The organism is Mucilaginibacter sabulilitoris (assembly GCF_034262375.1).
GTDB lineage: Bacteria > Bacteroidota > Bacteroidia > Sphingobacteriales > Sphingobacteriaceae > Mucilaginibacter > Mucilaginibacter sabulilitoris.
Window position 1 is genome coordinate 3,304,397 of sequence record NZ_CP139558.1, and the last position, 26,617, is coordinate 3,331,013.

General features: G+C 38.9%; 18 protein-coding genes. 5 read left to right on the forward strand and 13 right to left on the reverse strand.

The features are described from left to right. Nucleotides 1–184 precede the first annotated feature (184 nt). Entirely contained in the window at nt 185–1,564 is a 1,380-nt protein-coding gene (locus SNE25_RS14450) for an MFS transporter (RefSeq protein ID WP_321565811.1), read from the reverse strand. Nucleotides 1,565–1,864: 300 nt separating this feature from the next. On the opposite strand from SNE25_RS14450, the gene chrA reads away from it, so the two are divergent. The 3 genes from chrA (at nt 1,865) to SNE25_RS14465 (ending at nt 5,312) form a co-directional block, all read left to right on the forward strand. Beyond that, nucleotides 1,865–3,226 (forward strand): chromate efflux transporter, encoded by a 1,362-nt coding sequence (gene chrA, locus SNE25_RS14455; protein ID WP_321565812.1) that lies wholly within the window; start codon nt 1,865–1,867, stop codon nt 3,224–3,226. A 101-nt stretch (nt 3,227–3,327) separates the two neighbouring features. Further along, nucleotides 3,328–4,827 (forward strand): flavin monoamine oxidase family protein, encoded by a 1,500-nt coding sequence (locus tag SNE25_RS14460; protein ID WP_321565813.1) that lies wholly within the window; start codon nt 3,328–3,330, stop codon nt 4,825–4,827. A 62-nt stretch (nt 4,828–4,889) separates the two neighbouring features. Then, on the forward strand, nt 4,890–5,312 hold the full coding sequence (locus SNE25_RS14465; RefSeq protein WP_321565814.1) for an SRPBCC family protein: 423 nt from the start codon (nt 4,890–4,892) through the stop codon (nt 5,310–5,312). 32 nt (nt 5,313–5,344) lie between these two features. Here the strand turns inward: SNE25_RS14465 and SNE25_RS14470 are convergent, their stop codons facing one another. The 12 genes from SNE25_RS14470 to SNE25_RS14525 all read right to left on the reverse strand — a co-directional run bounded on the left by SNE25_RS14470 (nt 5,345) and on the right by SNE25_RS14525 (nt 21,957). Beyond that, entirely contained in the window at nt 5,345–5,731 is a 387-nt protein-coding gene (locus SNE25_RS14470) for a DMT family transporter (RefSeq protein WP_321565815.1), read from the reverse strand. An 11-nt stretch (nt 5,732–5,742) separates the two neighbouring features. After that, on the reverse strand, nt 5,743–6,699 hold the full coding sequence (locus SNE25_RS14475; RefSeq protein ID WP_321565816.1) for a sterol desaturase family protein: 957 nt from the start codon (nt 6,697–6,699) through the stop codon (nt 5,743–5,745). Nucleotides 6,700–6,797: 98 nt separating this feature from the next. Continuing rightward, entirely contained in the window at nt 6,798–7,601 is an 804-nt protein-coding gene (locus tag SNE25_RS14480; protein WP_321565817.1) for an SDR family oxidoreductase, read from the reverse strand. Between the two features lie 4 nt (nt 7,602–7,605). Next, entirely contained in the window at nt 7,606–8,949 is a 1,344-nt protein-coding gene (locus SNE25_RS14485; protein WP_321565818.1) for an aminotransferase class III-fold pyridoxal phosphate-dependent enzyme, read from the reverse strand. Between the two features lie 12 nt (nt 8,950–8,961). Next, nucleotides 8,962–9,900: a transketolase family protein gene (locus tag SNE25_RS14490; protein ID WP_321565819.1), complete on the reverse strand. Its 939-nt coding sequence runs from the start codon at nt 9,898–9,900 to the stop codon at nt 8,962–8,964. Between the two features lie 4 nt (nt 9,901–9,904). After that, nucleotides 9,905–10,768, reverse strand: a complete 864-nt coding sequence (locus SNE25_RS14495) for a transketolase (protein WP_321565820.1) — start codon at nt 10,766–10,768, stop codon at nt 9,905–9,907. Nucleotides 10,769–10,780: 12 nt separating this feature from the next. After that, complete coding sequence (locus tag SNE25_RS14500) at nt 10,781–11,605, reverse strand: glycosyltransferase family protein (RefSeq protein ID WP_321565821.1); 825 nt, start codon at nt 11,603–11,605, stop codon at nt 10,781–10,783. A gap of 11 nt (nt 11,606–11,616) precedes the next feature. Further along, nucleotides 11,617–12,669 carry a hypothetical protein gene (locus SNE25_RS14505; RefSeq protein ID WP_321565822.1) on the reverse strand — a complete coding sequence of 351 codons (1,053 nt, stop codon included), beginning with the start codon at nt 12,667–12,669 and terminating at the stop codon, nt 11,617–11,619. A 235-nt stretch (nt 12,670–12,904) separates the two neighbouring features. Next, nucleotides 12,905–13,747 carry a phosphatidylinositol-specific phospholipase C/glycerophosphodiester phosphodiesterase family protein gene (locus SNE25_RS14510; RefSeq protein ID WP_321565823.1) on the reverse strand — a complete coding sequence of 281 codons (843 nt, stop codon included), beginning with the start codon at nt 13,745–13,747 and terminating at the stop codon, nt 12,905–12,907. Between the two features lie 152 nt (nt 13,748–13,899). After that, a complete protein-coding gene (locus SNE25_RS14515; protein ID WP_321565824.1) occupies nt 13,900–15,528 on the reverse strand; it encodes a RagB/SusD family nutrient uptake outer membrane protein in 1,629 nt (542 codons plus the stop codon). Nucleotides 15,529–15,548: 20 nt separating this feature from the next. After that, nucleotides 15,549–18,575: a SusC/RagA family TonB-linked outer membrane protein gene (locus SNE25_RS14520; RefSeq protein ID WP_321565825.1), complete on the reverse strand. Its 3,027-nt coding sequence runs from the start codon at nt 18,573–18,575 to the stop codon at nt 15,549–15,551. 832 nt (nt 18,576–19,407) lie between these two features. Further along, on the reverse strand, nt 19,408–21,957 hold the full coding sequence (locus SNE25_RS14525; RefSeq protein ID WP_321565826.1) for a hypothetical protein: 2,550 nt from the start codon (nt 21,955–21,957) through the stop codon (nt 19,408–19,410). An 802-nt stretch (nt 21,958–22,759) separates the two neighbouring features. Here SNE25_RS14525 and SNE25_RS14530 point away from each other — a divergent pair. Together SNE25_RS14530 and SNE25_RS14535 are read left to right on the forward strand one after the other, a co-directional pair. Further along, nucleotides 22,760–25,150, forward strand: a complete 2,391-nt coding sequence (locus SNE25_RS14530; protein ID WP_321565827.1) for a GumC family protein — start codon at nt 22,760–22,762, stop codon at nt 25,148–25,150. 21 nt (nt 25,151–25,171) lie between these two features. Continuing rightward, a complete protein-coding gene (locus SNE25_RS14535) occupies nt 25,172–26,533 on the forward strand; it encodes a lipopolysaccharide biosynthesis protein (RefSeq protein WP_321565828.1) in 1,362 nt (453 codons plus the stop codon). The last annotated feature ends 84 nt before the right edge of the window (nt 26,534–26,617 follow it).

The following is a 26,617-nucleotide window of genomic DNA, read 5'->3' on the forward strand; positions in this document are numbered from 1 at the left end:
GATCGGGCAATAATTGCCTGTTTTTAGAAAGATTGTATTTGTCGATCGGGCTTTATTTTTTATTCCTGAAATTGAGCTTCCATCTTTTATAAACTACTTAGTTTCTGGCTAAGATCCGATTAATAACCTGATAAATATTTATATGAAAGTAGTTAAAACATTAGGACAATTTATTATAGAGAAGTTAAGTTGTTTTCAGGTATCTGCGAATTAATAAAATAACGCAAAATATGCCTGCTGCCGAAATAATGGAACTTACTGTTATAGCATTTACTATGGCTTTAGTACCTCCATTGGCCATTGCGCCAAATACAGCCACTCCCATTGCACCAGCTGCTTGCCGGGTAGTGTTTAAAACTGCCGAGGCGGTACCCGAGCGTGTTTTAGTTACTGTCGCCAATATGCTGGTCGTCATGGCCGGAACCGCGAGGCCCATGCCCATGGGTATGGTAATAAAAGGAATAAATAATTGCCAGTATGGTGTGCCTGCATGTGCTATCAGTAGCCCGGCAAAGCCTATAGTGCCTATGGTTAACCCTGCTAAAATAGGTATTCGTGTGCCATACTTTGCCATGAGCTTGCCGCTAATGAGGTTTGAAATGATAAAACCTGCGGTTAGTGGTAAAAAAGCCATACCAGCGGTAAGTGATGAATAATGCAAAACATCCTGCAAGTACAAACTTAAAACAAATACGGTTCCGTAATAGGTTCCATTCAGCACAATACCCATTAATATCAATACATTGAAATTTGATGATTTAAACAAGTCAAGTGGAAGTATGGGTGATATCGCTTTCTTTTCTATGGTCAGGAACAACGCAAACATTAACGCGCTAAAAATGAGTCCGCCATATATGAATGGGTTTTTATATCCTAAATGGTGCAGCTCAATGATAGCTGCTATAAGTGCGGTTAGCGCCAGCATCCAGGTTAACTGGCCTGGGATATCGAAACCTTTATTAGGATGCTTTTCGCTTTCCTTTAGCTTTATACTTAATAACATACCTGCTAAACAAAGCGGGATGTTTACAAAAAATATCATCCGCCAGTTACTGATGTGCATAAGCAAGCCTCCAAGAATAGGTCCGGCGGCTATGGATACCCCGCCGGCGGCTGTCCATAATGCAACAGCTCTGCTTCGCTCGTCTTTATTATGAGCAAAACTTTGGTTTAAAATGGATAGTGAACTTGGTATCATGGCCGCAGCTCCTATGCCCTGCAATACACGAAACCCTATTAAGCTAAAAGGCCCCCATGCCAGGCCACACCCAGTTGAGGCTATACCAAACAACAATAATCCAAACTGAAAAAGACGTTTTGATCCCAGCAGGTCGCTCATACCTCCGGCCGACAGCATTAATACTGCAAAGGCAATGGTGTAAGCATCAACTATCCATTGTAGCTCACTTACATCGGCAGAAAATGACCTGGATATTTGTGGCAGGGCAATGTTAACAATAGATACATCAAGTTGCGATACTACAAAAGCCAGGCTTGTGGTGCCGACTATAAAAATAAAAGGAAGTGTAGTTTTGTTGCCTGCATGCGTAGCCTGATTCTTCATGTCATCAAAAGTATCATTATGTGGCTTAGTAAATGTCAAGTTAATCTAAAAAGAACCTCGTTATCATAAAGATAAATTAAGTTATAGTACACCTTTTGCATCAAAAATAATACAGAAATACTGGGGTAAATAACCAGATAACTGGCCCTGAATTTTGCTTAAAAGGCTGGTTTTAGTATCTTTAAGGCACTTCTGGTATTTTATAAACTCACTGATAATTAATTGGTTACTTGTTTTGTTTTATCACGGAAAACTCCGGGGTATCTTGTTTTATAACCGGAGTGAAGATGAATAATATTAATGAAAGATATAACCAAAGTACAGCAACCCTCATTTAAAGAAGCATTAAAATTCTGGTTCAAATTAGGATGGATAAGTTTTGGCGGAACGGCCGGACATATTGCCATTATGCATGATTATCTGGTTGATAAAAAGAAATGGATCAGTAACAGCCGCTTTCTTCACGCGCTAAGCCATTGCATGATTCTACCCGGTCCGGAGGCACAGCAACTGGCTATTTATATTGGATGGCAATTACATGGAAAAAGGGGCGGGCTTGTCGCTGGTATCTTGTTTGTGCTTCCTTCTATGTTTATTTTATTGGGCCTTAGTATCATTTATGTATTGTTTGGGAACCTGCCATTTATCTCGGCCATGTTCAACGGGTTAAAGCCGGCTGTAATTGCGCTTATTATCATCGCCTTATTTAAAATAGCGCAAAAAGCTTTACGTGGGCCATTGCATTTTATGGTTGCCGCAATCGCTTTCGCCTGTATGTTCTTTTTTAATGTGTCGTTGCTTTTGATTATGGGGTGTACCATCGTTTTGGCGTTCTTTATCAGATACCTGAAACCATCTTTATTTCATAACAAAAAAACAGAAGAGACAATTGACCAGGAGGATGGCTATTATATTAACAAATACTCTACAAAACCCCAAAACAGCTCTAAAATTAAGCCTTTAATAAAACTGGTTGCTACAGCATTATTTTTATGGCTGATCCCTTTTGTACTATTTAATTTATTTACTGATGATTTTCATTTTTGGGATAGCCTGGCATTGTTTTTTACCAAAACGGCCTTTGTTACTATAGGTGGTTCATATACAGTAATACCCTACGTTGCACAGTTTAGTGTTTTAAAATTGAACTGGCTCACTAACTTACAAATGACAGATGGCTTCGCCCTGGCCGAAACTACTCCAGGCCCTTTGATTATCGTGCTTGCATTTGTGGGTTTTATGGCCGGCTATAATCATTTCAGCGGCTCATTACTTATGGGAACGATTGGTCTTTTGGCCAGCACTTTTTATACTTTTTTGCCATGCTTCCTATTTGTTTTCGCAGGTGCGCCCATTGTTGAAAAAACACAGGGTAATCCTGTTGTAGAGGGCATTCTTGGATTAATTACCGCTGTTGTTGTGGGCGCCATCCTGAACCTTACAATTTTTCTTGGCGAAAATGTCATATTTCCGGGAGGAATAGAGATAAAGAACCTCGACATTGTTTCGCTCGGATGGGTGATAGTATCGCTTATACTCATAAAAAAATTCAGGATGAATGTAATTTACCTTGTTATTTTGAGCATACTGTTTGGCCTTGCCCATTACCTTATGGGAATGTTTTGGGATGACATTTCTAATTATGTAAGACCGGAGATGTAAATATTTTAATGTTTAATTTTTATAAAACCCTCTGAATAGTATATTTAGCTTACATAAATCAAAGGCCGCCATTATTTGCCTTTATAAACCACGTAAAGCGAATGACAGACATAAAAAGAAGGGTATTTATTAAAAGCACGCTATTGGTAGGTGTCAGTACCGTTTTAACTCCACAGCTTATACAAGCAACGGAAAACACAGACATTAAAAGTAAGTCCTCTAAAATGCCCTTATCCGCAGGCGCTAAAAAGGTTATAATTGCAGGTGCAGGCATTACAGGTTTGTGTTGTGCTTATGAGTTAATGAAGGCAGGTCATGACGTAGTTGTGCTGGAGGCCAGCGGAAGATATGGTGGGCATGTGTTTACTGGTCGAGATGGTTTGTCAGATGGTTTGTATGCTGATTTTGGTGCCGATCATATCACTAAACCGGGTTACGAACGCTTTTTTGAATATGCTGACGAGTTTAAACTAAAGGTGATCCCATATCCGCATGCGGAAGGTTCTGAAGCTGCCCCCGATAGTCATTCACAAAAAATGATAGCGGGTAAGTTTTATACGCCTGATATGCTTAAAGACCCAGCGGTGCTTGCTAAGTTCGGGTTTAACGAAAAAGAAATAAAGTTCTTATCACAAAACCCCATGTATGCGCTGCGTGATTTCTACTTAAAGCCATACCTGGGTAAGTTTACCGATCCGTACCAGCCGTTTGGGGTGGGCTATGATGATTATGATAATATCCCAATCGCAGAGATATATAAAAAAGAAGGGGCTTCGCCGGGAGCCCTGCGGTTTTTGGGTGGCAGTACCACCAATGCCTTATATGTGCTCTGGCGGTCCGCAATCATGAATTTCAGAGGTATTCCATCATCAGAGGGCGATACTTATCACCTTAAAGAGGGTAACGAGCAGTTACCCATAGCTTTTGCCAAGCGTTTGGGTGCGCGCGTAAAGTTAAATCACCCGGTTACTGCCATTAAGCATGATGCTACTGGCGTAACCGTTTCCTGTAAGCCCTATGGTACTGATAAAATTGAGGAAATACGGGCCGATGTACTTGTAAACTGTATCACACTGCCCATATTTAAAAATATTCCGGTAAGCCCTCCATTATCGCCGGCTAAACAGTATGTGGTTAACCGCATGGGGTATTCATCACATCCTTTTTGTGTTTTTGAGGCCAGTACCAAATTTTGGCTCGATGATGGTTTTAAAAGTATCAATATGGAGTTTGAGCATCCTGATATATCATCCATTTGGGAAGAAACCAATGAGGTAGATACCAGCCGTGTTATTTTAAAGGCGTTTTGCCCCGGCGGGGTTTCACCAGAGCGTGTTTTAGCTGCTTTTCGCGCGGTTTACCCGGGCAAACATGATACGATTGAACAGGCGTTAATTTTTGACTGGACGAAAGATAAATTTGCTCCCGCCTGCGAAATGCAGCCATTCCCGATAGGTACCATGCATAAGTTCTGGCCACAAATTATGATGCCGGAGGGCCGCATATATTTTGCCGGAACTTATGCCGATAATATGAGCCGCGGCATGGAATCTTGTATCCGCTCGGCACAACGGGTGGCGCAGGAAATCGATAAGCTTTAACACTTTTCTGAGATACTAACGTTATCTGTTAAAGAAGGTTACTACTGATAATGTGTACGGATATGTTAAAGCCTGTTCAGATAAGTCATTACTTTCCGGTATCGGCTACGCAGGTTTTTGACGCCTGGTTAAATCCAGAGGTGATTAAATTATGGATGTTTAAAAGTCCCACAAACCGAATTGTAAGTGTAAAAATTGAACGTTGGGTTGGCGGCAGTTTCTCTGTTTTGGAGTTGAGCGGAGATGAGGAAATTGATCATTATGGCGAATACAAAGAAATAACAGGCCTCCGGCATCTGGGCTTTTCATTAGAGGTTCCGAAGCATTTTCCAGGAGTTACTCATGTTGATATACATTTTGAACCCGAAGCTGATGGATGCAAACTCACATTAACCCAAACGGGCGTTCCCGCCAAAATAACAGAAGGGCCCTGGACCGAAATGCTCAATAATTTAGAAGCCCTGCTTATGCAGAAAAGTCAATAATCTTTGAGGTTTGTGTTTACACTAATTACCTTTCACGGCACCTGGTTTATATGCGGGACCTGGAATTTTAGCCCCATTATGCCTATCATGATCAGGGAAATAAAAAAAGCTTCTGTCCAGGTAACCGTCTTGTTAAAAATGGCCATTTCGGCAATTTTTATGAAAACAAGTGTGGCTGCTGTCCATATCGCGTAGGCAGTAGCTGTTGATAATTCTTTGATAGACAGGGAGAAAAAATAAACATTCCCTACACCAAAAATAATATAACCAAGCAACGGGGCAAGCAAAGGGAAACTAATATCAACCCGGTAAAAATTATGCCACGTGAGAAGTTTCAGATCATTAAGTTTAAAATACTTAACTGAAAATGTCCATGCGGTTTCAAATACCGCTGCTATGATGATATATATCCAGGCCAAAGTTTACAGGGTTATTGCAAAATTTCTTCTTGCTGATGAGGTGTTAATGTTGTTTTTAATATTTCGGGTTGATGAGTAATATTTACTTGTGAATTATCCTTTTTCCAAAACTTAAACAGGGCCGAAAGCAGGGCAGGCCTTAAATTGTAGTAACGCTTAAACCATTTGTATTTTAATAGTTTGTTTTCATCAAAGCGCTTTACCGAAAAAGCATGCTGCAAAAAGTAATCTTTAGGATATTCGTAACCAAGTCCCCAGTTTTCGGGCTTATCACCGGGGGGATGACCGGGGTCATAGGCCGAACCAAACAGGTGGTCCCAAACGGCAAATTTGGTGGCAAAGTTAGCATGGAAAACTTCCTGGTAGTTGGCATGATGCCATAAATGCAATTCGGGTGTGTTTATGATATACTTTAACTTACCCAGCTTTACATTGACATTGGCATGTATAAACATACCGAACATGGCATCGAGCATGGCCTTAATGGGCACTACGGCCGGATCGGCGCCAAGCAAAATGATAGGTGCAAATTCAATCGTTTGATTGATAATGATCTCTACAATGTGTGAGCGCGAACCGGATAAAAAATCCACTTCCTTGCCCGAATGGTGTGCCTCATGGATACGCCAGAATACTTTATTGCTATGCTGAAACCGGTGGAATAAATAAATGTACAGATCGTGCGTAACAAGGAAAAACAGCACTTGTACGGCTATTGGCCAGTCTTTTACAAATTGAATAGCCGACCAGTTAAAATTGTGTTGAACAGGTGCTATCAGGTAATCAAATATCAGGATCTTTAAAAAGTAACTTTGAATAAGGGTGTACCAAACCAAGTCAATCCAGAAACCTTCCCTGAAAAACGACAGGCCTTTTCGATAGGGCGATAAACGCTCCCAGGTAATGATCAATATTATCCACAGAGCGAGTATCGTGGTAGTAACAGTAAGCAATTTATCCTGTGACATAGTATTGATAATTTGTATTAAATATCATGTAGTTAGTATCAGTACTTTGTTCTCTTTTAATAGTCGTAATACTTGATACTAACTACTTGATACCTCATTTATATAGCTGTCCACCCGCCATCAACCACCAGGTTGGCTCCGGTCATATAGGCCGATGCATCACTTGCCAGGAATATTAAAGCTCCCTGGTATTCATTGGCTTTCGCCATGCGCCCCAGTGGGGTTTTAAAAGAGTAATTTTGTATAAAAAATTCGCTCTGATTATTCTCAACTCCACCCGGCGAAAGTGTATTAACCCTAACTCCTTTGCTACCCCAGTAAGCGGCTAAAAAGCGTGTGAAATTTACGACGGCTCCTTTGGTTACCGGGTAAGCTGCCGATTTATAAAAATCCTGTTCACCAAGTGCGTTTTTATAGATGGATTGGTCAGGACCCACCATGCCATAAGTTGATGCGACGTTGATGATGCTGCCCGAACGTTGTTCGGCCATTACGCTTCCAAAAACTTGCGAACATAAAAACACGCCAGTTATGTTTACATTAAGCGACTGCTGAAACGATTCGAGCGGATAGTTTTCAAAGGCTGACAGTTCCTTTGCTAACGCTGGATTTTCGAACATATCGTTAATGGCGGCATTATTTACCAAAATATCGATACTCCCGTAGCGGGTTAAAATCTTGTCACAGGCTACTTCAATCGCATGTTTACTGGTCACATCAATTTTTAAACCGCCATGACTTTCGCCTAAACTTGCCGCAAATGCTTCAGCTTTTTTTTCATCCATATCGGCAACTACTACATTGGCGCCTGCCATAACCAGGGCTTCACAATGCTTTTTACCAATTAAACCCAGAGCGCCAGTAACAATAGCTGTTTTGCCCTTTAAAGAAAATAATTCCATATACTTATAAAGCAGCAGCTTTTGGCTTTATGTTATAATTGCTCACTTTACGAAACACAGCTTCCAGTACTTCACCTTTTAAATAGCTTTTGATATCGCCGCTTAAAATGGCTTCTTTTACAATTGGCAATACATCCCGGTAAGCTAAAAGCGTATAATCAATGTCCTCGGTAGTATGACTGTAGCACATATTGTGAAAACCGGCCCAAAGTACGCCGCGCTTTATCATTTCCTGCTGCATCAGTGTCTTTAGTTCGAGGGCATTGCCAGCCTCAGGGGTGAAAGTTACCATGCTGCGGCAATTGTAACCAATGCAACGTGTGTACTGATTCATTCCCATTGATATGGCCAATTGATTATAACCATCTTTTAAAAGCGCCCCGTTTTGATCAAGGTACTGTGGCACATTTTTATCACGAAGCTCGTTGATAGTTGTTACGCAGGCTGCTAATGATAATGCCTCGCCGCCAAATGTGGTATAGCTAAATACTTCTGAATTGAGTAGTTCCATTACATCAGCGCGACCGGTGAGCAGGGCTATGGGCATGCCATTGGCACACGCTTTTGAGAAAACGGCCAGATCGGCCTTTACATTAAAATATTCCTGTGCCCCGCCCAAAGCAATGCGAAATCCAGTCCACATTTCATCAAAAATCAGTAATGTGCCATTTTCGCGGCATACTTCGGCTAATTGTTCTAAAAAGCCCGGTTTAGGAGCCTCAAATATAAAAGGTTCCAGGATCAGCACGGCAACTGTTTCATCAAGCGCTGCTTTTATTGACTCGATATCGTTATACTCAAAAGTATAGGTAAGTTCCTGTATGGCTTCGGGGATGCCGGCGTTGCGACTGGTTATACCTATATACCAATCGTGCCAGCCATGATAACCGCAGCAAAATACCTTGTCGCGGCCGGTAAACGCACGGGCAAGACGAATAGCTGCCGAGCAAACATCTGCGCCTGTTTTGGCTATTTTAACTGCCTCGGCGTTTGGAATTACCTGCTGTACCAACTCTGATAATTCTACCTCAAGCGGATGCATTAATGAAAAAGTAATACCATCATTTAATTGCCTGCGGATTGCCTCGTCAACAGCAGGATAGGCATAGCCCAAAGAAACAGGTCCTATGGCGGCGTTAAAATCTATATATTCATTCCCGTCGGCATCCCAAACATGTGATCCTTTACCTTTTACCAGGTATTTGGGAGACACTCCTTTACTGAACTGGCCGGGACCTTTGGCCAAAGTTTGAGTAACCGGTTTTTGTACTTTTAAAGCCCGTTCAAATAATTTGTCAGACTCGGTTATATCGGGATAGTTATTGGTAAGTTGTATTTTATTAGCCATGGTTCACATTAATTATTCTGAAAATGCGTGTGTTAAAACAGATGGTTGCAGGTGCATGGTTTGATAGCCTAATATTCTTTCGGCTATTTGTTTTCCGGTAAAGCCTGTATGTTGCAATACATCGGGCAGTAATGCCGGTTTAAACCATTTTTCATTCAAAGCAATAGGCAGCACTTTTGCTGTTAATTGATGCTTTAGTAACACTTCGGCAACTATAGTATATAACCCACCCGTTAAAAAATGATCTTCAAGTGTAACTATCAGATTACTGGTGGCAACTGTTTTCAGAATAACCTCTTCATCAACAGGTTTAAGGCTGCGCATATTAACCAGTCCTACCGAAAAACCTTCACTTTTTAATATATCCACAGCTATAAGGGCCTGCTCGAACATTAAGCCGTATGTAAGAATAGTTACATTACTGCCGGTACATATTACTTCTGCTTTTCCCAATTCAAAAGGTTCATGCTCGTAACCGGTTTTGCGGGTATTAATGCGTATATAAGCCGGGTTGGGCGATTGCCATATCTGCGGGAGCATTTTTACAAGATCATCTTCATCGGCCGGGGCAAACACGGTTACATTAGGTATTCCGCGCATAATAGAAATATCTTCAATAGCCTGGTGGGTAGGGCCATTAGCATCCGATAAAAAGCCGGGTATAAAACCACTGAGTTTAACCGGTAAATTGGCAATACCCAAGTCGGTACGCACAAATTCAAACGACCGCATAGTTAAAAATGCGGCAAGTGCATGCACAACAGGTATACGGTTGCGCAATGCCAAACCAGCCGCTGCACCAATCATGGTTTGTTCGGTAATACCGGTATCAATAAAACGTTTACCCAAAACAGCGGGCAGATTACGCACCAATGCGCGGTTCTCGGCAGTCATCACTATTACCTGTTCATCGTTCAGGGCTGTTGCGGTTAATAATTCTTCGTAAGTCATGGGGTTATCTGACAATTAAAGTTTCTGATGTTAATGATGTAGTATGTGTGCCGTGCAGCTCAAGCAGTAGCTCATCAATTTCGCCGGCTGAAAAATTGCAGAACCAGCGATCTGCCCGTTCTTCTATACTTGGCAATCCTTTGCCACGAACGGTATCGGCAATAACTACATTTAGCTTGCCTTTTTGAAATGGATATGATTTGAAAGCTTTATCAAGTTCAGCAAAATCGTGTCCGTTAACGCGTTTAACGGCGGCTCCGAATGATTCGAACTTTTGCGCAAGCGGTTCGAGGGGTATAAGATCTTCGGTACGCATATTGGCCTGGAAATGATTACGGTCTATCACAAAGATCAGGTTGTCCAGACCATAAGCATTGGCTACCAGCACAGATTCCCAACAAGAACCTTCGTTAAGTTCGCCGTCGCCCATAATGCATATCACTTTATTGCTGCTGCCGCAGATCTTCAGATCCATGGCAACGCCTAATGCCACCGAGGGTAAATGACCTAATGAACCCGAGTGAAATTCAATTCCGGGAATGTTGGTATTCGGGTGCCAATAGATATAATCGTCCAATGAAAGGTGCTTTTCAAGTCTTTCCTTTTGAATAAAACCGAGTTCAGCTAACGTTCCATACAAAGCAGGTACATCGTGGCCCTTTGAAAGGAATAGATAATCGCGGTTGGGATCGTTTAAATTGAACGGAGTAACATTCAGAAATTCGGTATACAGGTAAACAACCAAATCAACCGCTGAAAGAGACGCGCCGGTGAAACAGCCACCTGCTGTTGACATGCGAACAATATGCTCCCTTACTTTAAGGGCTATAGCTTCGGTTTCGTGGTATTGGGGGTTTTTACTTTCCACAAATTTATGTTTTTATGAGTCTAACAGAAATCCGGAAATTTCTCTGGTTTGTCCGGGATTTATGGTTTTTAATTCATTTAAATGATGGCGGTACCAGTTAACGCCCGCATATTCGGCATTGATCTGATAGATATCCGGCTTTCGGTTGAGTAACTTAAGGACGTCAATACAAGAGAAGCTTTTATTTTGATAATAGAGTTCTTCAAAAACTGCTTTTATAAAATGATAATCTTCCAGATAGTCGATGGTGAAACGGTGTGACATGGAATAATCCAGACCGGTTTCCCAGGTTACATTACCAATGCTGAATAGTTGTGGGTTTTCCCATATATGCGGGGTAGTATGTTCCAGCTCCATGCTTTTGGTAGCGTTTTTCCAGGTTTGCCTTAAACAATCCATGGTCATAATCTCCACATCGTTGCCGTCTGGATATGTTGCCGGATGCAGGTTGCTTACATAATCATACATACCCTTATGCTTAAAGTAATACTTAAGCACATCGTCTATAATACGCGGATCTATTAAAGGGCAATCGGACGGGATTTTTAATACAATATCAGCGTCATGTAACAGCGCAGCCTGATAATGGCGGTCAAGCAGATTATATTGGTCGCCCCTGTAATAGGGAATATTCAACATATCAGCTTCGTTTACAATGATGTCATCATCAGCACTAACTGTAGTAGCTATAACTATAGTTGCCTTATGCTGTATCATTTGCAGCCGCTCTATCATTAAAGCCAGGAGGCTTTTATCCACTACGGGTAACATTACTTTACCAGGTAAACGGCTCGATGCCATACGCGCCTGAACAATGATCAACACTTTATCTGCCATTTATATATGTATTAATAGTTTATCAATAATTCGTCGTTTAAAATTTGTGATATATGGTTGTTTAGTGCATTTTGAGGGTTAAAATGCTGTTTAGCTCCTGTATGGTTGATATATTCCCTACATATTTGTGCTATATTTTCGGCCGAACTACCTCCATTTTGTATGGGGGCAAGTTTGTGTAACTGCTCGAGATTAAACCAGGAATGTACTTTTTTACCCAGCGCTATACCCGTGTATACTACGGTAGAGTATTGGGTTATTAATTCGCAGCAATTGGCAATCATGTGCTGGGTGTTCCCTGTACTAAATATTAAAGCGCCTGCTGGGGCATATTTGCGAATTTCCCGCTCGGCCCTTGCCACGTTTTCGTTAGGGTGAAGCTTAAAAAGCATTTGCCTGCCGTTGGCTATTTGTGTGGCTTTTTTGATGAAAGCTGGTCTGTTTTCCACGCGATAGGTTTCGCGCATATCTGTAGTGGCTACCATTACATAATCTCGATATGGGAAATCATTGTCTAAAAACTGACTCAGGTTGTCGTAATTAGGCATGCCGGTTACTACTGTTTTAATTTTATCGGCCCCTCTTTCAATGAAATATTCCTGGTAGCCGGAAGATGCAACACAATAAACATCGCATACGTTTGATGACCCGTTTAAGGAGGTGTTACCGCAGAGAAAGGGTGGGAGTTTTAGTTTTTTTACAATTTTACTAAGCAAAGTATATTTATCAACCATGCCTTCCTGCACCCATATGGTTTTGAATTTTTGTAAACGCACAGGCACAACTATATCTGAGCAAAAAACCACAAGATCATAGTTGTTTAATTTTGCTCCAAAATCAATTTGCAGATTATGCCGCCGGAGATATTTTTCAGCGCTTGCCCTGAACTGTCCTGACAGTACTGTTCCTTTTAGTAACGAACTGTGATTTATAAGGAGGTTGAATAGTCGGTTGTCTGTAAATAGTTGGCTAAACCAGCAATCGAACTCTGGCAGTTCGTTCGCTATCTGATGCATTTGTGATGTTTGGTTTATAGAACCGGTGATAAACAGTATTTTCTGCATTTATAATCTGGTCACTAATTGTTTAACAAGCAAATATTCTCTTCAAGGCCTTGTATGCAGCGTTTTTAATACGGAGTAAAATATTAATACAAATACCTCCACATTTATAACTTATTATAATAAATTAAATGTATGGCAGCTACTTTTAAATAGTGCTAAGTTTAGGTTATGATATAATTAATTGTATACTAAAATAGTATTAATTTAGTGTTTAGGAATGATACAGAATTTGTAACTACTTTACATTAGCAGAAAATGCTATACGGCTGGTAAGGAAGCTTTTAAGTTCGGGAAGTTTATCGGTATTAATCAGGTCAACACCACAATCAAGTAATTCGTTCCAAACAACCGGATTTTCGGGCGAAGCCCATAATCTTACTTTTTTCCCATATCGGTGAGCCATATTTACATAATTACGCAAGCGCTGTTTTTGCAGAACAGGAAACGTTCCATTACCGTCCCAGTTTACTAACCTGGAGTATTTACAGCTCGCGGTGCGATAAATATTTTCTGATGAAGTATCCTGCTGAACCTTCATTAAGTCTTCATCAATAAACGCAAGTCGGTTTTGCTGCTTTTTTAAAATTTCAAATGGTTTATTACCGGTGATAACTATAGTAATTTGCCGCTGTATAAATGTGCCGTTTTCATATCCGGAAAGTATAGACTTGTATTTTTCAAGTACCGCCGACAATGCTTCATAGGTTTTATTTGCATTTGATTTAATATCAATCATGAGCGTGAGCGGGTACACCAACCGACCTGCGTGTCCTTCAGTGCCGTTAATACATGCGGCTAAAGGGTCGAGATAAAGGCGCTCAAGTGTTCGGTGCCGTTTGAAAATGGGAAACAAATGGGCTACTATCAATTTGCTTCCCCTTAAATAAATATCTGCTTCAATATGGGTATAGCCATTATCCAACGCATCATACAGTGGTCGTTTATGCCAATAATCATTATGAGCAAAAGCGTTAACGAGCGGTACATTTTGAGAGTAGGAGTTAAAGGTAATAAATACCAGAAGAGCAGATAACAATAATTTCAGGTGCTTTGGGCAAAAGCTTGCTGCTTGCATCATTAATTGTTTTTGTTGCACCAAGTTACCAGTTGAATATGTGTAAGGTGTTAGCTTATGGTTAATTTATTTTTTATTGATGTTAATGTTCTGTAAAATAAAAAGGGATTGCTCATTACAAGCAATCCCCTTTTTTTAAAAGGTTGATTTGATTATTAATAACCTGGGTTTTGAACCAGGTTAGGGTTGGTTTTTATTTCGGTAGATGGAATAGGGTACAACCTTCTGGTTGGGTCTGTATTCATTTTCAGATCGTCCGTTTTCCCACCAGCCACTGGTAGTGGATATTCTTTTTCAAACTGCCCGAAACGGATCAGATCGTTACGGCGCCATGCTTCCCATGAAAGTTCACGCGCACGTTCATCCAACAGCCCATTCAAATCAATTGATGAGGCAGTAGCGGCATGTGCACGTGCACGCAGTTTGTTTACCAATGTTAAAGGGGTTTGTGTTTCGCCATTTATGATAGTTGATGTGGCTCCGCGTAACAAGGCTTCGGCTTTCATCAGGTAAACATCGGCTAAACGGAATACCGGTACATCGTTACTATTTAAGCGGGTTGCCTGGATGATGTTAACATCAGGGTAGTATTTGATCGATCTTACACCTTCAGATTGTGAAGTAAGCACATCGTTACCCAAATCCATCGGCTTTAATCCGCTAAGGGTTAAGGTAGGTATGATGTTAATTTGTGTATTTGCCGGAACCCCCGGAGTTGCTGCAGGATAGTAAATTGGTTGGTTGGTAAAACCACCGTTACCATCAGGGTAAAATTGCGGACCGGCCAGCCATGTTTTAGTACGGTCGTCACCAGGGATATTAAAGCGGTTATAAAACTCAGGAGTAGTACTCATCGCAATACTTAAACCCACATTAAAACCATAGGCCTGTACCAGGTAATAAAAGAAACCGAAACGCGTAAACTGGTTACCTGGTATTTGCTGATCATAAGGAACAGCAAATATGGTTTCATTGATGGCCGGGCCATTAGTTGGCAAAAATATGTCCCTGTATTTAGTATCCAGGAAATAGTTGGTGTTTGCCTGTACGCTATCGCACATGGTTACCGTTTCCTGGTAGCGGGTAGTTCCGGTATATACGCCCGAGTTCAGGTACATTTTTGCTAATAAGGCAAATACCATTCCTTTGGTAGGGCGACCGTATTGTGATACGTTTGTTGCCGCATTACTGCTTTTTGCCGGCAACAATGGTAAAACAGCTTTTAACTCACTTTCAATAAAGGCATATACTTTAGCACGTGGTTGTGTTGCTGGTTGTACGGTTACCGGGAAATCGGTAATGATAGGTACGTTGCCATACAGGTCCATCATAAAGTAAAGGTATAGAGCACGCATAGCTTTAACCTCGGCTATTGATGTTTGTTTTTTTGTATCAGATGATGATGAACTATTGATAACACTGATAATACGGTTACAAGTGTTGATACCACCAAAACCCCATTGCCATACACCTATTACGTTAGGGTGGTCAAATGTCCAGGTATGGTAGTGCAATTGCCTGTACTGGCCACCGTCGTCAAAGTTACCATCACGGGCCGGTAAAATAGCTTCGTCTGTCGACATATCCTGCATGCGCCAGTAAGGTACCGCATAGCTTGATGAAAGGTTGGAGTAAATAGTACCCAGTAATGCGGTATAATCGGCATCAGTTACCGGGAAATTTGATTTTACGTATTGCGACTCAACAGGTACATCTAATTTTGTACAAGAAAATGTGCCTACCGTCACAATTATCGCGGCACATAATATGAATATCTTTTTCATTTTTGTTTGTTTAACTGTTATTAAAATGATGCGGTTAGACCTAAACTGAAGGTGCGTGTTTTAGGATAAAAATTCCTGTTATCGATACCCGGAGTTAAACCGCCCATATCAATTTCCGGATCAACGCCACGGTATTTGGTAATGATGAAAATGTTATTACCTGAAGCATAAAAGCGCAGGCTCTTAAACGCCTGAATGTGCGGCTTAATGGTATAACCAATGGTGGCGTTATCCAACCGCAGGTACGAGCCACTTTCCAGGAAACGATCCGAGATCAGGTAAGCATTGATATCTTTAAACGATTCGCCTAAAGTAAATCTCGGTATATTTTGCAGTTTGGAGTCGGCGGGGTTATTTAAACCGGCAAGTGTTGCATTTAATATTTTGTTGCCATATACACCACGAACTAAAAAGTTAAGGTCGAAGTTTTTGTAGAAGAAACTGTTGCTCCAGCCGTAAACAAGTTTGGGCTGCGCATCGTATTTAATAAACTGATCGGTAGTAAGTGGTTGTGCGGCAGTTGTTGATCCGTCGGCTTTTTCATAAGTACTAACACCGTTGGCATTTTTGCCCAGGTAGTGCCACAGATCAAAAGTACCAAGAGCATAACCTGGCTGAATGATCTGGCTGTAGTTGCCCGACTGACCTTTACCACCTAACTGTGCAGTTTGAATGTATGGAAGAACCAGGCCACCCTGTGATAAACTTTGTACCACGTTTTTATTATGTGAAAAGTTTAACGAGGTGCGCCAGGTAAAAGCACCCGATTTTACAGGTACGGCATTTAATACAACTTCAATACCGCTATTTTTCATTTGACCCACGTTTGCGGTTAAAAGCGGATAAAAATATTGAGTAGTTGATACCTGGAGGGTAGTGATTAAGTCAGAGGTTTTTTTGATATAATAATCAACAGAACCGGTAATACGATTGTTGAGTATACCAAAATCCAAACCAATGTTGGTTGTAGCGGTACTTTCCCATTTCAGATTTCGGTTTTCGTTACGTACGGGGCCTATAGGGTTAACTATATTACCATTATTTAAAAATTTACCACCACCCGGAGGCACGCCATAAATGAGCTGAGCGGTAAAGGCATCAAACCCGGCGCTATTACCCGAAACACCATAACCGGCTCTTAACTTTAAATCGCTGATAACCGGAACAGATTTCATGAAATCTTCGCTGGTGATCTTCCAGCCGGCAGAAGCAGCAGGAAAATAGCCATGACGAACGTCTAAACCGAAACCCGAAGATCCGTCTTCCCTTAATGAGGCCTGCAGTAAATACTTGTCGGCAAATTGATATTGTGCACGGGCATAAAAAGATACCAGCCTTAAAGTAGAAATATAGGTTGGCGGGGTAGTCCCATTTATATTGTAACTTGGATTAAAAATAATCTGCGAAAGCTGGGTAGGATTGGAGAATGCTAAATAATTATAAGTTAAAGCATCATTTGAAAATCCCTGGGTTTGTACCCCGAATCCATCACCGTTACGGTCCTGCTGATAAGAGTAACCGCCTAACAATTTAAGGGAATGCCGACCAAAAATGCGATCGTAATTAAAATAGGCTTCAACTACGTTACTGGTATTGGTATAAGCGCTGCGCGCAGCTACACCACCTGCGTTAACGTATATGCCAGACTGACTGGTAGAATAGGTATTAACGTTGTTTTGTTCCTTTTGGGTTGACCCTGATATGGTAAATTTTAAACCGTTTATGATATCTACTGCGGCAAAACCATTGATCAGGGTTTTGTTGTTCTCTGTTTTGGTAAAGTTATTGTCAATTAACGATAGAGGGTTCAATGGCCCGCTGCCTGTACGGGTGTAGTTTTCTTTATAAGTACCATCAGGGTTAAAAGGGGCCACGGTTGGCAAATAGAACAAAATGCCCGACAATACCTGGCTCTGGAATATATCGTTGTTTTTGGTGGCGCTGTTGGTAAGCGTGATACCTAATTTTAAACGATCATTAAAAAAGCGCTGGTTGATATAGCCTTTGTAAATAGTACGCTCCAGGCTGGTGTTTTTCAATATACCGTTGTTTTTTAAATAATTTACGCTTGCGCCGTACTCTGAATTGGTACCGGCTCCACCATAAGAAAGGTTATGGTTTTGGGAATAACCGGTTCTTTCGGCTAGCTTTTGCCAGTTGGTATTTGAGCCGTCGTCATCGGCTGCGCTTAGCTTAGGTACACCATTATCGGTTAAATACTTACGCAGTTCATCACCGGTAAGTACATCAATATTTTTTGATACATTTTGAACAGCGCCGTATGCACTATATGTTAACCTGGTTTGACCTGCTTTGGCTTTACGGGTTGTAACAATGATTACACCATTTGCAGCACGTGAACCGTATATAGCTGTTGATGATGCATCTTTTAATACATCAATACTTTCAATATCGGCTGGTGCCAATAAATCGATAGAAGCACCCGGTACCCCATCAATTACATAAAATGGCTGGGTAGCACCATCGCGCAAAGTTGATGGCCCCCTTAAAATAGTTGAAGGTTGTTTGTTCGGGTCACCGCTTTTTGTAATGTTTAAGCCGGCTACCTTACCTTGTAATAACTCTGAAGGGGTAGTTAGTACACCCGCGTTAAAATCTTCGGCTTTTACTGAGGTTATGGCACCCGTAACATCCTTACGGCTTGAGGTTCCGTAACCGATAACTACTACGTCCTTTAATTGTTTGGTATCGGTTACCAGGGTAACATTAATTGCTGGCTTGCCATCAACAATTACTTCTTTAGGTACCGAGCCTAAAAATGTGAATTTTAAAACATCATCAGCACCGGTAACCGTAACGGTGTAACCACCATTGCCATTAGTAGTAGTTGATTTACCTGAACTTTTAACAGTTACCACCACACCAGGTAACGGTATGTTAGTTTCGTCGGTTACGGTTCCTTTTACAATCCTGCTGGTTTGTGAGAATGCTGATAACGCGGTAAGTAATACAGCGCAAGCTATTAATAAGCTTTGCCTGTACAAATAATGGGTTTTCTTAAAAAAACTATGGTAAATTTTTTTCATAAAGGGGTTAAATAAATTATGAACTTAATTGAATTCGGAAAGCGCATTTTTTCCGCTGCAAAGGAATGACGCTTATGTTATCAAATCGTCAAGTAAACATTAGGGTTTTTTGAGGTTATTATTTGTAATGCAGTTGGTTAGTTGATTTTTATTTTTTCATAACTATTTGATTTTGTTTGTATTATGTAATATTTCTTATAGGAGTAAACAGCAAAATTCTATTATCATTAATTGAAAATTAACAGGTGTTAAAAATTTAGTATTAGAATGGTTTGGCAGAGAGTAGATGAAATTAACGTAATGGTATATCACGGAGAATTCATGATTTCTCTATGCTATATACGGAACACGGATGATCATGAATTAAACTAAGTACCTGTGATTTTTAGATCAATAATTAAGAATGGAATTTGTAAATTTTATTTAAATAGTTGATTATTTGGGTATTGAAGCCATTGACGTTAAGCCAATCAATACAGCCATTACTAAAAACTAAAATTTAAAAAATTCGATAAAATAATTAGGTTATACATTTTTTAGTTATATATACATAACTAAAAAATGGTAAATAAAATTAAGTTTAATTAGCATTGTTTAAAATACGTGGGGGTTACTTAAACGTTTTCTGTTTAAAAATAGTTAAGTATTATATATGATGTGCGTGATATTTTTAAATGAATACGCTCGATTTAGGTTAAAAAATTATAATATATATGTTAAATTTAGCCCTGGTGTTATTTTAATGCTAAAAAATAGGCGCTAAAAATCCTCAACAATTCCTGTAAATGCTCTTATTTATTTATGTTATATCAGAAATAAACTGCTGAACTATTTATAAAGATTCCTGCTTTGAAAATATTTCGGGACTAAGGCCACATTCACGCAAGATTTTGGCATTGTTAGAGGCCAGCTGTTTATAAAACGCAGGATCTGAGTTTACAATAGCTGGATTGTTCAGCAATAAGTTTATCGTGAATATTTTTGAAAATTTGTTTCCTGATTTATCAGAGGTTTGATTTAAATATTTTAAAGAGCCGGGAATGGTGCTATACTCGTTACTAAGTATTGCCTTTTTTATTTTAAGGCTGTAAAACGCAAGTTTCATGTATGGTGTAAATGAATTTTCTCTCGTTTTAAACAGATCAGAGATATTGTCATGGATAGCTTTAAGCTCTTTTACTTTATCCAGGAAAAAAAGTGAATTGGCAGTTAATATTTTAGAGAAAAAATTATATCCTGTAATTTCTGCCTGATCTTTGCCTTGCATTTTTTGTAACGCATTTAAGTATCGTAGCATTTTTCTTGGTTGTTGGCATATTAAAAGCGTATATCCTGCCAATAAATAAATCAGCTCATTCGTTTCTGAATAAGTTATGCTCCTATCTTGTTTAGGCGGATTGAAGTAAAATCGGGTAATATTTATAAAGAAATCCTTTTTTATAACACTATACTTGAAAAAATAATATATAGCAGTAAGGCAATCTAATGGGTTTATTGCAAATTTACGGTAGTCCTCGGCACTAAAGCCGTTAAGCTTTGCCAGATAACTTTCTAAAGAATTCATGTCTAACTGAAGGGCCGCAGTAATTGCCAAACCTGTATAGATAAGTATCTTTTTGTAATTTGGCAATTCGAATTTTAATAAGGTCTGCAATGTTTTCCTGTAATCAGTACTTATAAATTCTATCCCAAGAAAATAATAGAATAAACCATCACCACAGTCCTGTTTAAAGTAACCGGCTATTTCTGCATTAGTGTTTTGTGAAGAATAGGCTTTATTTAGCAGGTCACCTAAAAAAAGTATAAGGTCTGATTTCTCTTTAAGATTAAGATCAAGATTTGAAAGAAGTGAGAAATTATCCTGTTGCCCATTCTTAACGGCATGCATAATACTCCACTTGATTATGGGAAGTTTGAGATCATTGTTGGAAAAGAATTGATTAATGGTTTTAATTAAATTACTGTCAAATAGTTTGTTATTGTCGTGTAATAATTTATTGGCTATGGCCAACTCTAAAAAATTGCCGTTGCCAAATTGAACATAAGTGTTAAACTGTGAATCGTTGCTTGAGTTTGTTTCTTTTAAAAAACCAATGCTTAATAATTCTTTGTAAGCTTGATTATATTGATTAAACAGACTATTTACCTTTAATTTATCCACATCGTATTCCCGTTTCTTAAAGTCCATGTTTTCAACAAGGCCTTTAAGTAATAAGGTTTTCTCTGTAGCATGGTGCCCCTTATAAACTTTAGTAAATATAAAATTGGAGATAAGGTCATAGATACAGGTATGGTCGATGTTATTAAGTGAAAAATTGTCTTTGTATTGTTTATAATAAAATTGAAAATAGAGCGGATGATTAAAGCTGGCTGCTACATCAGCAGTTATCTGATTTTGCATCTCCGGATTTATTTTCAAACAAAGGTCTTTTATTTCGTGCAAATTAAAGGGAGGGACATTATTGTTTCCCTGCTGGTCAAAAACTGAGCCGGTAAACCATTTCGGGTGTTCATAATCCAGAATATGCCGGTTATTTATCCAGGTGGCCGTGCGCATAGTTAAAATCATTTTAAACCAGCTGTATGATTGATAAAATGAAAAGATATCCATTAACTGGTCAAGCAAAAGCTGAAACCAGCTGTTTTTAAACATATGCTCATCCAGGCCATCAATAATCAGGTAAAAATTACCTTCCTTGCGTTTATTAATATCTAATAACGATATAATATCTTCTTCCAGGGTATAGCCCAATAAAGCCAGTAACCAATCATTAAAATCTTTGCCGCTTATTAAAACATTCATTAAAGCATTGCTGCTAAAAAACAAAACTATATCGTTGTTTCCTGTAGTAATATTTGCCGCCAGTTTCTCATCTATCCAATGACACAATGCTATTGTTTTTCCATAACTTGGAGGAGCGGTTAAAATGGTTGCTGCATAATCGCCATTTAAAAATTCTTCAAAGTATTTGTCAAGAAAATCTCTTTTTATGGTTTGATTAAATGGAACCCCCGACTTGTTTTTTAATGCCTGTAATGTAAAGTTTGTAATTTTCGCAGCCTGGTGACCCAAAGAATCCCAATCAATATTTTCATGATTAGCTTTCAACGCTTTTTTGTCCTGTTTTTCACAAAAGTCTTCCCAGCCCTTATATCCACAATAATTTGATAACACATCTATTGTAAACAAAGATGGTTTAAACTTGCTCATAGCAAAGCCATAGATTCGTTTCAAGGTAGTTTCACTTACAGTATGGCTTGTTTTATCAGAAATCTGCGCGGAAAGAATTTTGCAATCGCTGGCCTCAATATGTGTAAGGTGGGAGCTTGCTAAAACATATGATTTTAATAATTCAAATAGCTGAGAAGAAAAGGCTGTCATGTTATTAAAAAATATAAGGTAGGTGTGTGATGATCATTATAATAATCATCACATCTACCTGCAATCTGATTTATAAGTTTTAGTTAATCCGTAGGTTAATTAATAAGTTCATGAAAGTATGTAATTTTATAACCGAACTTTTTATCCATTCGTCAATGAATGAAATGAATGTTTACACATCTTGTTCAGTGGGGGCTGAACCTAAGTATCGGGGTCATTTTGTTTAAATGTTATGGAAAGGAACTAGAAACGGAGTGGCCATTAATTATGGCTAGTAATGGTTAATAGAGCACTAAATCGGTAACGATGATTATTTAGTTTACCTTTCTTCTATTATAGCAGACAACAAATAGATACTGCGCAAATGAGTACATGAAAAATGCCCATTACCAACAGGTCTGACTGTTCATCGGTTAATATATTTCCCGATGTTTTAACATTTAGTTTTCTTAATTTAAAGATGCCATATATCCCAGTTATTGTAGCCAAAATAACAGCCACTAAAACAATTTTATCATTTAAAATACTATTTACCATCTTCTCTTTTGTTTAGCTTAAAATCTATTAAGTATAATATATATATAATACTGATATATAGTGTCTGTTTATTTTGTTTATTATTATGATTTTGTTCAGGTTGTTCATTGTGTCTGTTTTGCTATTGAACGGCCCTTTTAAGCTTAACTTTCCCATTGTTAAACCCGTATTACTTCTCGACTTGATACGTATATCTGCATCAATAATTCACATAATAAATAACGATAGACCATTAAAAATATATTGCATTCATATTAAAAATAAAATGGATAACACAGACATTTTAGCCGAGAAACTTGACTTTACCTACAAAAAAGAAGAAGGGCCCAGTGATGTGAGGGGGTTAATAGCATTATGCCTTACATATTGGTATATTTTTGCATTAAGCATTGTTGCCTGTTTATTAGCCGGATTTATTTATATACAATACTATCCTAATCAATGGAGCATTGTAAGTAAAGTTATTGTTGAGGATGATCAGGGCACTCCGGAGAAAGCCCTGACCAATGGTTTAAATGCCGACCTCGCTTCACTTTTTGATGTAAAAAGTAATGCCGATAATGAGGTTAAGATTTTAAAATCAACCAGTCTTTTAAACAAGGTTGTAGATAAGCTAAAGCTCAATATCCATGTGTATGATAATAATGGATGGGCAAGTTTTGAAATATATGAGAATAAGCCTTTTGCTGTAAATGTAATTTATAATAAAAAGGATATTAAGCTGGTGAAGTATGAAATGAAAATACTTAACGACAATACCTTTCAGTTGCAAAGCAGCAAAAATAATATTGATGTTACCGGCACATTTGATAAACCTGTTAAACTTGATCAATACACAGTTACTTTAACCAAAACAGCAAAATTTAAACCATCTGGCGATTATAAACTTAAGATACAATCTGTAAAACAGGCTCAGAAAGATTTGGCCGAGAACTTAAATGCCGGATTGGATGATAAGCAGGCAACCGTTATTAACCTGCAGCTAAGCCATGAAAATCCGCATCAGGGGGAATTGATTCTGCAAACTTTAATGCAAATGTACCTTCAGAACAACCTATCGAACAAAATTCGGAAGGCGGATAGCACAATGAAGTTTATTGATACGCGCCTGGTTGTGGTTGGTGCCGAACTTAATCGAGTTGAAAAAAATCTGGAACAATATAAGGTCCAAAATAAAATATCTGACATAAACGCCCAATCAAAAGCCCTTGTTGAAGGCGCTAATCAATATCAGAGTAAACTTAATGATAACTCAGTTCAACTGGCTGTGGTGGACGATTTGTACAAATATGTTAGTGATGCCAACAATCCGCAAGTGGTTCCCAGTTCTTTAATAACCAAAGATGTTGCATTTGGATCAGCAATCAATGCATATAATGAAATGCTTTTACGTAAAGAGCAGTTAAAATTAAATCTTACGGAAAATAGTACTATCATTCAAAATCTTAATGAGCAAATTGAGCTGGCGCGTAAAACATTAATGGCCAGTATCAAAAGCTTTCGCAACAGTTTACAGGTTTCGCAATCAACGTTCCAGCGACAAAACTCATTTATACAAGGCAAAATTTCGGATGCCCCTGTTAAAGAAAGGATCTATTTAGATTATTCGAGGCAACAGAGCTTAAAGCAAGATCTTTACTTGTTTCTACTTCAAAAGCGCGAAGAAACAGCTATTTCACAAACGGCAACTATTTCGAGCGTACGTATATTGGACAACGCTGAAAGCGACGAAAAGCCCTATGCGCCCAAACAATCGCTTATCTATCTTATAGCTTTGTTTGCTGGTGTGTTTTTACCGGCTACCGGATTAAGTATCAAGGAGATGCTTAATATTCGCATTAACAGCAAATCGGATATTGAAAAACACACGAGCGTGCCACTGCTTGGTGAAATAAGCAGGAATAATAATAAAAATAAATTGTTGATTTACAATGATTTCCGGTCAATAGTGTCTGAGGAGATCAGAGCGGTACGTACCAACCTGAAGTATGTAACAGATAAAGGGAAGTCAAATGTGATCCTGTTCACTTCGAGCATGAGTGGCGAGGGGAAGTCATTTATTTCCTTAAACCTGGGTAACTCTATCGCTATGTCGGGTAAAAAAGTAGTGCTGCTTGAGCTCGACTTGCGTAAGCCACGACTATTAAAAAATATTGGGGTTGAAAACGACTATGGCTTTACCAATTATGTGATCTCTAATGACGAGGATTGTATTGACCATTTGATAAAACCCTCAACTTTTAACGAAAACTTCTTCTTCATATCATCGGGTCCGATACCACCAAACCCCACTGAATTATTAATGAGCGACAGATTGAAAATATTGATAGATGATCTGCGGGCAAAATTTGATTATGTAATAATTGACAGCGCGCCGGTAGGTTTAGTATCCGACGCCCTGATCATTGAGGAGTTTGTAGATATAACCTGCTATGTAGTAAGGCAAAACTACACCTATAAATCACAATTGGGTATAGTAAATGATCTGCATAAATCGAAAAAGGCAAAGCATCTTTATCTGATTGTAAATGATATTGAACTTAAAAAGAACGGTATTACGGGTTATGGACACGGTTACGGAAATTATGGCTATGGTTATGAAGGCATCGAAGATAAGGCTAATGCTTTAACATCTATTTTCAACAAAGCGAAATAAGTCCTGAATAAAATTTTGTTTATGTTACAGGTTATACAAAGCAATCTTCAGAGGTATTTTACCAAAGGGCATGAGCGGTCATTAAAAGCCAAGAAAAATATAATACAATCGGTTATATTAAAGGGAGGCAGTGTGATCATTTCTTTTTTATTAATTCCCCTTACTATTCGCTATATAAACCCAACGCAATACGGTATCTGGTTAACGTTGAGCTCAATCATAACCTGGGCAGGTCTTTTTGATATGGGGTTGGGAAACGGGCTCAGAAATAAGCTTGCTGCAATGATCACATTGGACGATGTTTCGGCAGCAAGAAGTTACGTTAGCTCTACCTACGCGCTGCTACTTATTATTTCTACAGTAATGTTTACTGTGTTTTTCATTGTTAACCCATATATTAACTGGCAGCAAATCTTAAACGCACATAACACCGAAGCTAATTATTTAAGCCTGGTGGTATTGGTTGTGTTCGGCTTCTTTTGTTTTCAGTTTGTAATACAGCTAATTAATAATGTATTAACAGCTAACCAGGCACCCGCCAAAACAGCTTTGTTAAATCTTATCGGACAGCTTCTGTCGCTGATAGTTGTTTTGTTTTTAATAAGATATAAACAGGGAGCTTTAATGGATGTGGTAATTATTATTGCCGGTTTACCCTTAATAGCACTATTAGCTGGCAGTATTTGGTATTACAATGGTATGTATAAAATGCAGGCTCCGGCTTTTAGATTCGTGAATTTCAGACACGCCAAAGAATTGCTCGGAATAGGCGGTGGGTTTTTTATTATCCAGATAAACGCGCTTGTGCTTTATGAAACCGATAATATTGTAATTACGCAAATATTTGGTCCAAAGGAAGTAACCACTTTTAATGTGGCGTATAAGCTGTTCTCCATTATCCTGATGTTTTTTGTTATTGTGATAACCCCTTTTTGGAGCGCTTTTACCGAAGCTTATACCAAAAATGATTATGACTGGATAAAAAGCACCCTTGCCAAAATAAATAAACTTTGGATAGCGCTAAGTTTTTGTACAGTGTGCCTGTTGGTGCTTTCTCCGTGGCTGTATGATTTATGGCTGGGTAAAAGTATTGCTGTGCCCGTAAGCCTTTCAATAGCCATGTGTTTGTATACCATAACCATTATATGGCAAGCCATACACGTTCAGTTTTTAAACGGTGTAGGTAAAATAAAACTTCAGTTATATCTGGGAATAATTGGTTCAATTGTAAATGTCCCCCTGTCGGTTTTTTTGGGGCGAAAAGTAGGAGTGGCCGGGGTAACGCTTTCAAACGTGATTTTATTTATCGTGATGGGAATTGTGTTTTCTATCCAAACCAAAAAACTAATTAGCAAAACAGCTACGGGCATTTTTAATGCCTGATTAAGCGGTTGTGAAAGTATTATAAAAGTGATCTATGTATTTTATCAGGAAGCTATACAGATTATTACGCGTTGTTTACTACAA

Coding starts and splice junctions, on each gene's coding strand:
- SNE25_RS14480 (WP_321565817.1), bottom strand. CDS start 7,601: ATGGAATTATTTTCTTTAAAGGGCAAAACAGCTATTGTTACTGGCGCT.
- SNE25_RS14535 (WP_321565828.1), top strand. CDS start 25,172: ATGTTACAGGTTATACAAAGCAATCTTCAGAGGTATTTTACCAAAGGG.
- SNE25_RS14450 (WP_321565811.1), bottom strand. CDS start 1,564: ATGAAGAATCAGGCTACGCATGCAGGCAACAAAACTACACTTCCTTTT.
- SNE25_RS14465 (WP_321565814.1), top strand. CDS start 4,890: ATGTTAAAGCCTGTTCAGATAAGTCATTACTTTCCGGTATCGGCTACG.
- SNE25_RS14525 (WP_321565826.1), bottom strand. CDS start 21,957: ATGACAGCCTTTTCTTCTCAGCTATTTGAATTATTAAAATCATATGTT.
- SNE25_RS14520 (WP_321565825.1), bottom strand. CDS start 18,575: ATGAAAAAAATTTACCATAGTTTTTTTAAGAAAACCCATTATTTGTAC.
- SNE25_RS14485 (WP_321565818.1), bottom strand. CDS start 8,949: ATGGCTAATAAAATACAACTTACCAATAACTATCCCGATATAACCGAG.
- SNE25_RS14490 (WP_321565819.1), bottom strand. CDS start 9,900: ATGACTTACGAAGAATTATTAACCGCAACAGCCCTGAACGATGAACAG.
- SNE25_RS14460 (WP_321565813.1), top strand. CDS start 3,328: ATGACAGACATAAAAAGAAGGGTATTTATTAAAAGCACGCTATTGGTA.
- SNE25_RS14510 (WP_321565823.1), bottom strand. CDS start 13,747: ATGATGCAAGCAGCAAGCTTTTGCCCAAAGCACCTGAAATTATTGTTA.
- SNE25_RS14530 (WP_321565827.1), top strand. CDS start 22,760: ATGGATAACACAGACATTTTAGCCGAGAAACTTGACTTTACCTACAAA.
- chrA (WP_321565812.1), top strand. CDS start 1,865: ATGAAAGATATAACCAAAGTACAGCAACCCTCATTTAAAGAAGCATTA.
- SNE25_RS14505 (WP_321565822.1), bottom strand. CDS start 12,669: ATGCAGAAAATACTGTTTATCACCGGTTCTATAAACCAAACATCACAA.
- SNE25_RS14500 (WP_321565821.1), bottom strand. CDS start 11,605: ATGGCAGATAAAGTGTTGATCATTGTTCAGGCGCGTATGGCATCGAGC.
- SNE25_RS14475 (WP_321565816.1), bottom strand. CDS start 6,699: ATGTCACAGGATAAATTGCTTACTGTTACTACCACGATACTCGCTCTG.
- SNE25_RS14515 (WP_321565824.1), bottom strand. CDS start 15,528: ATGAAAAAGATATTCATATTATGTGCCGCGATAATTGTGACGGTAGGC.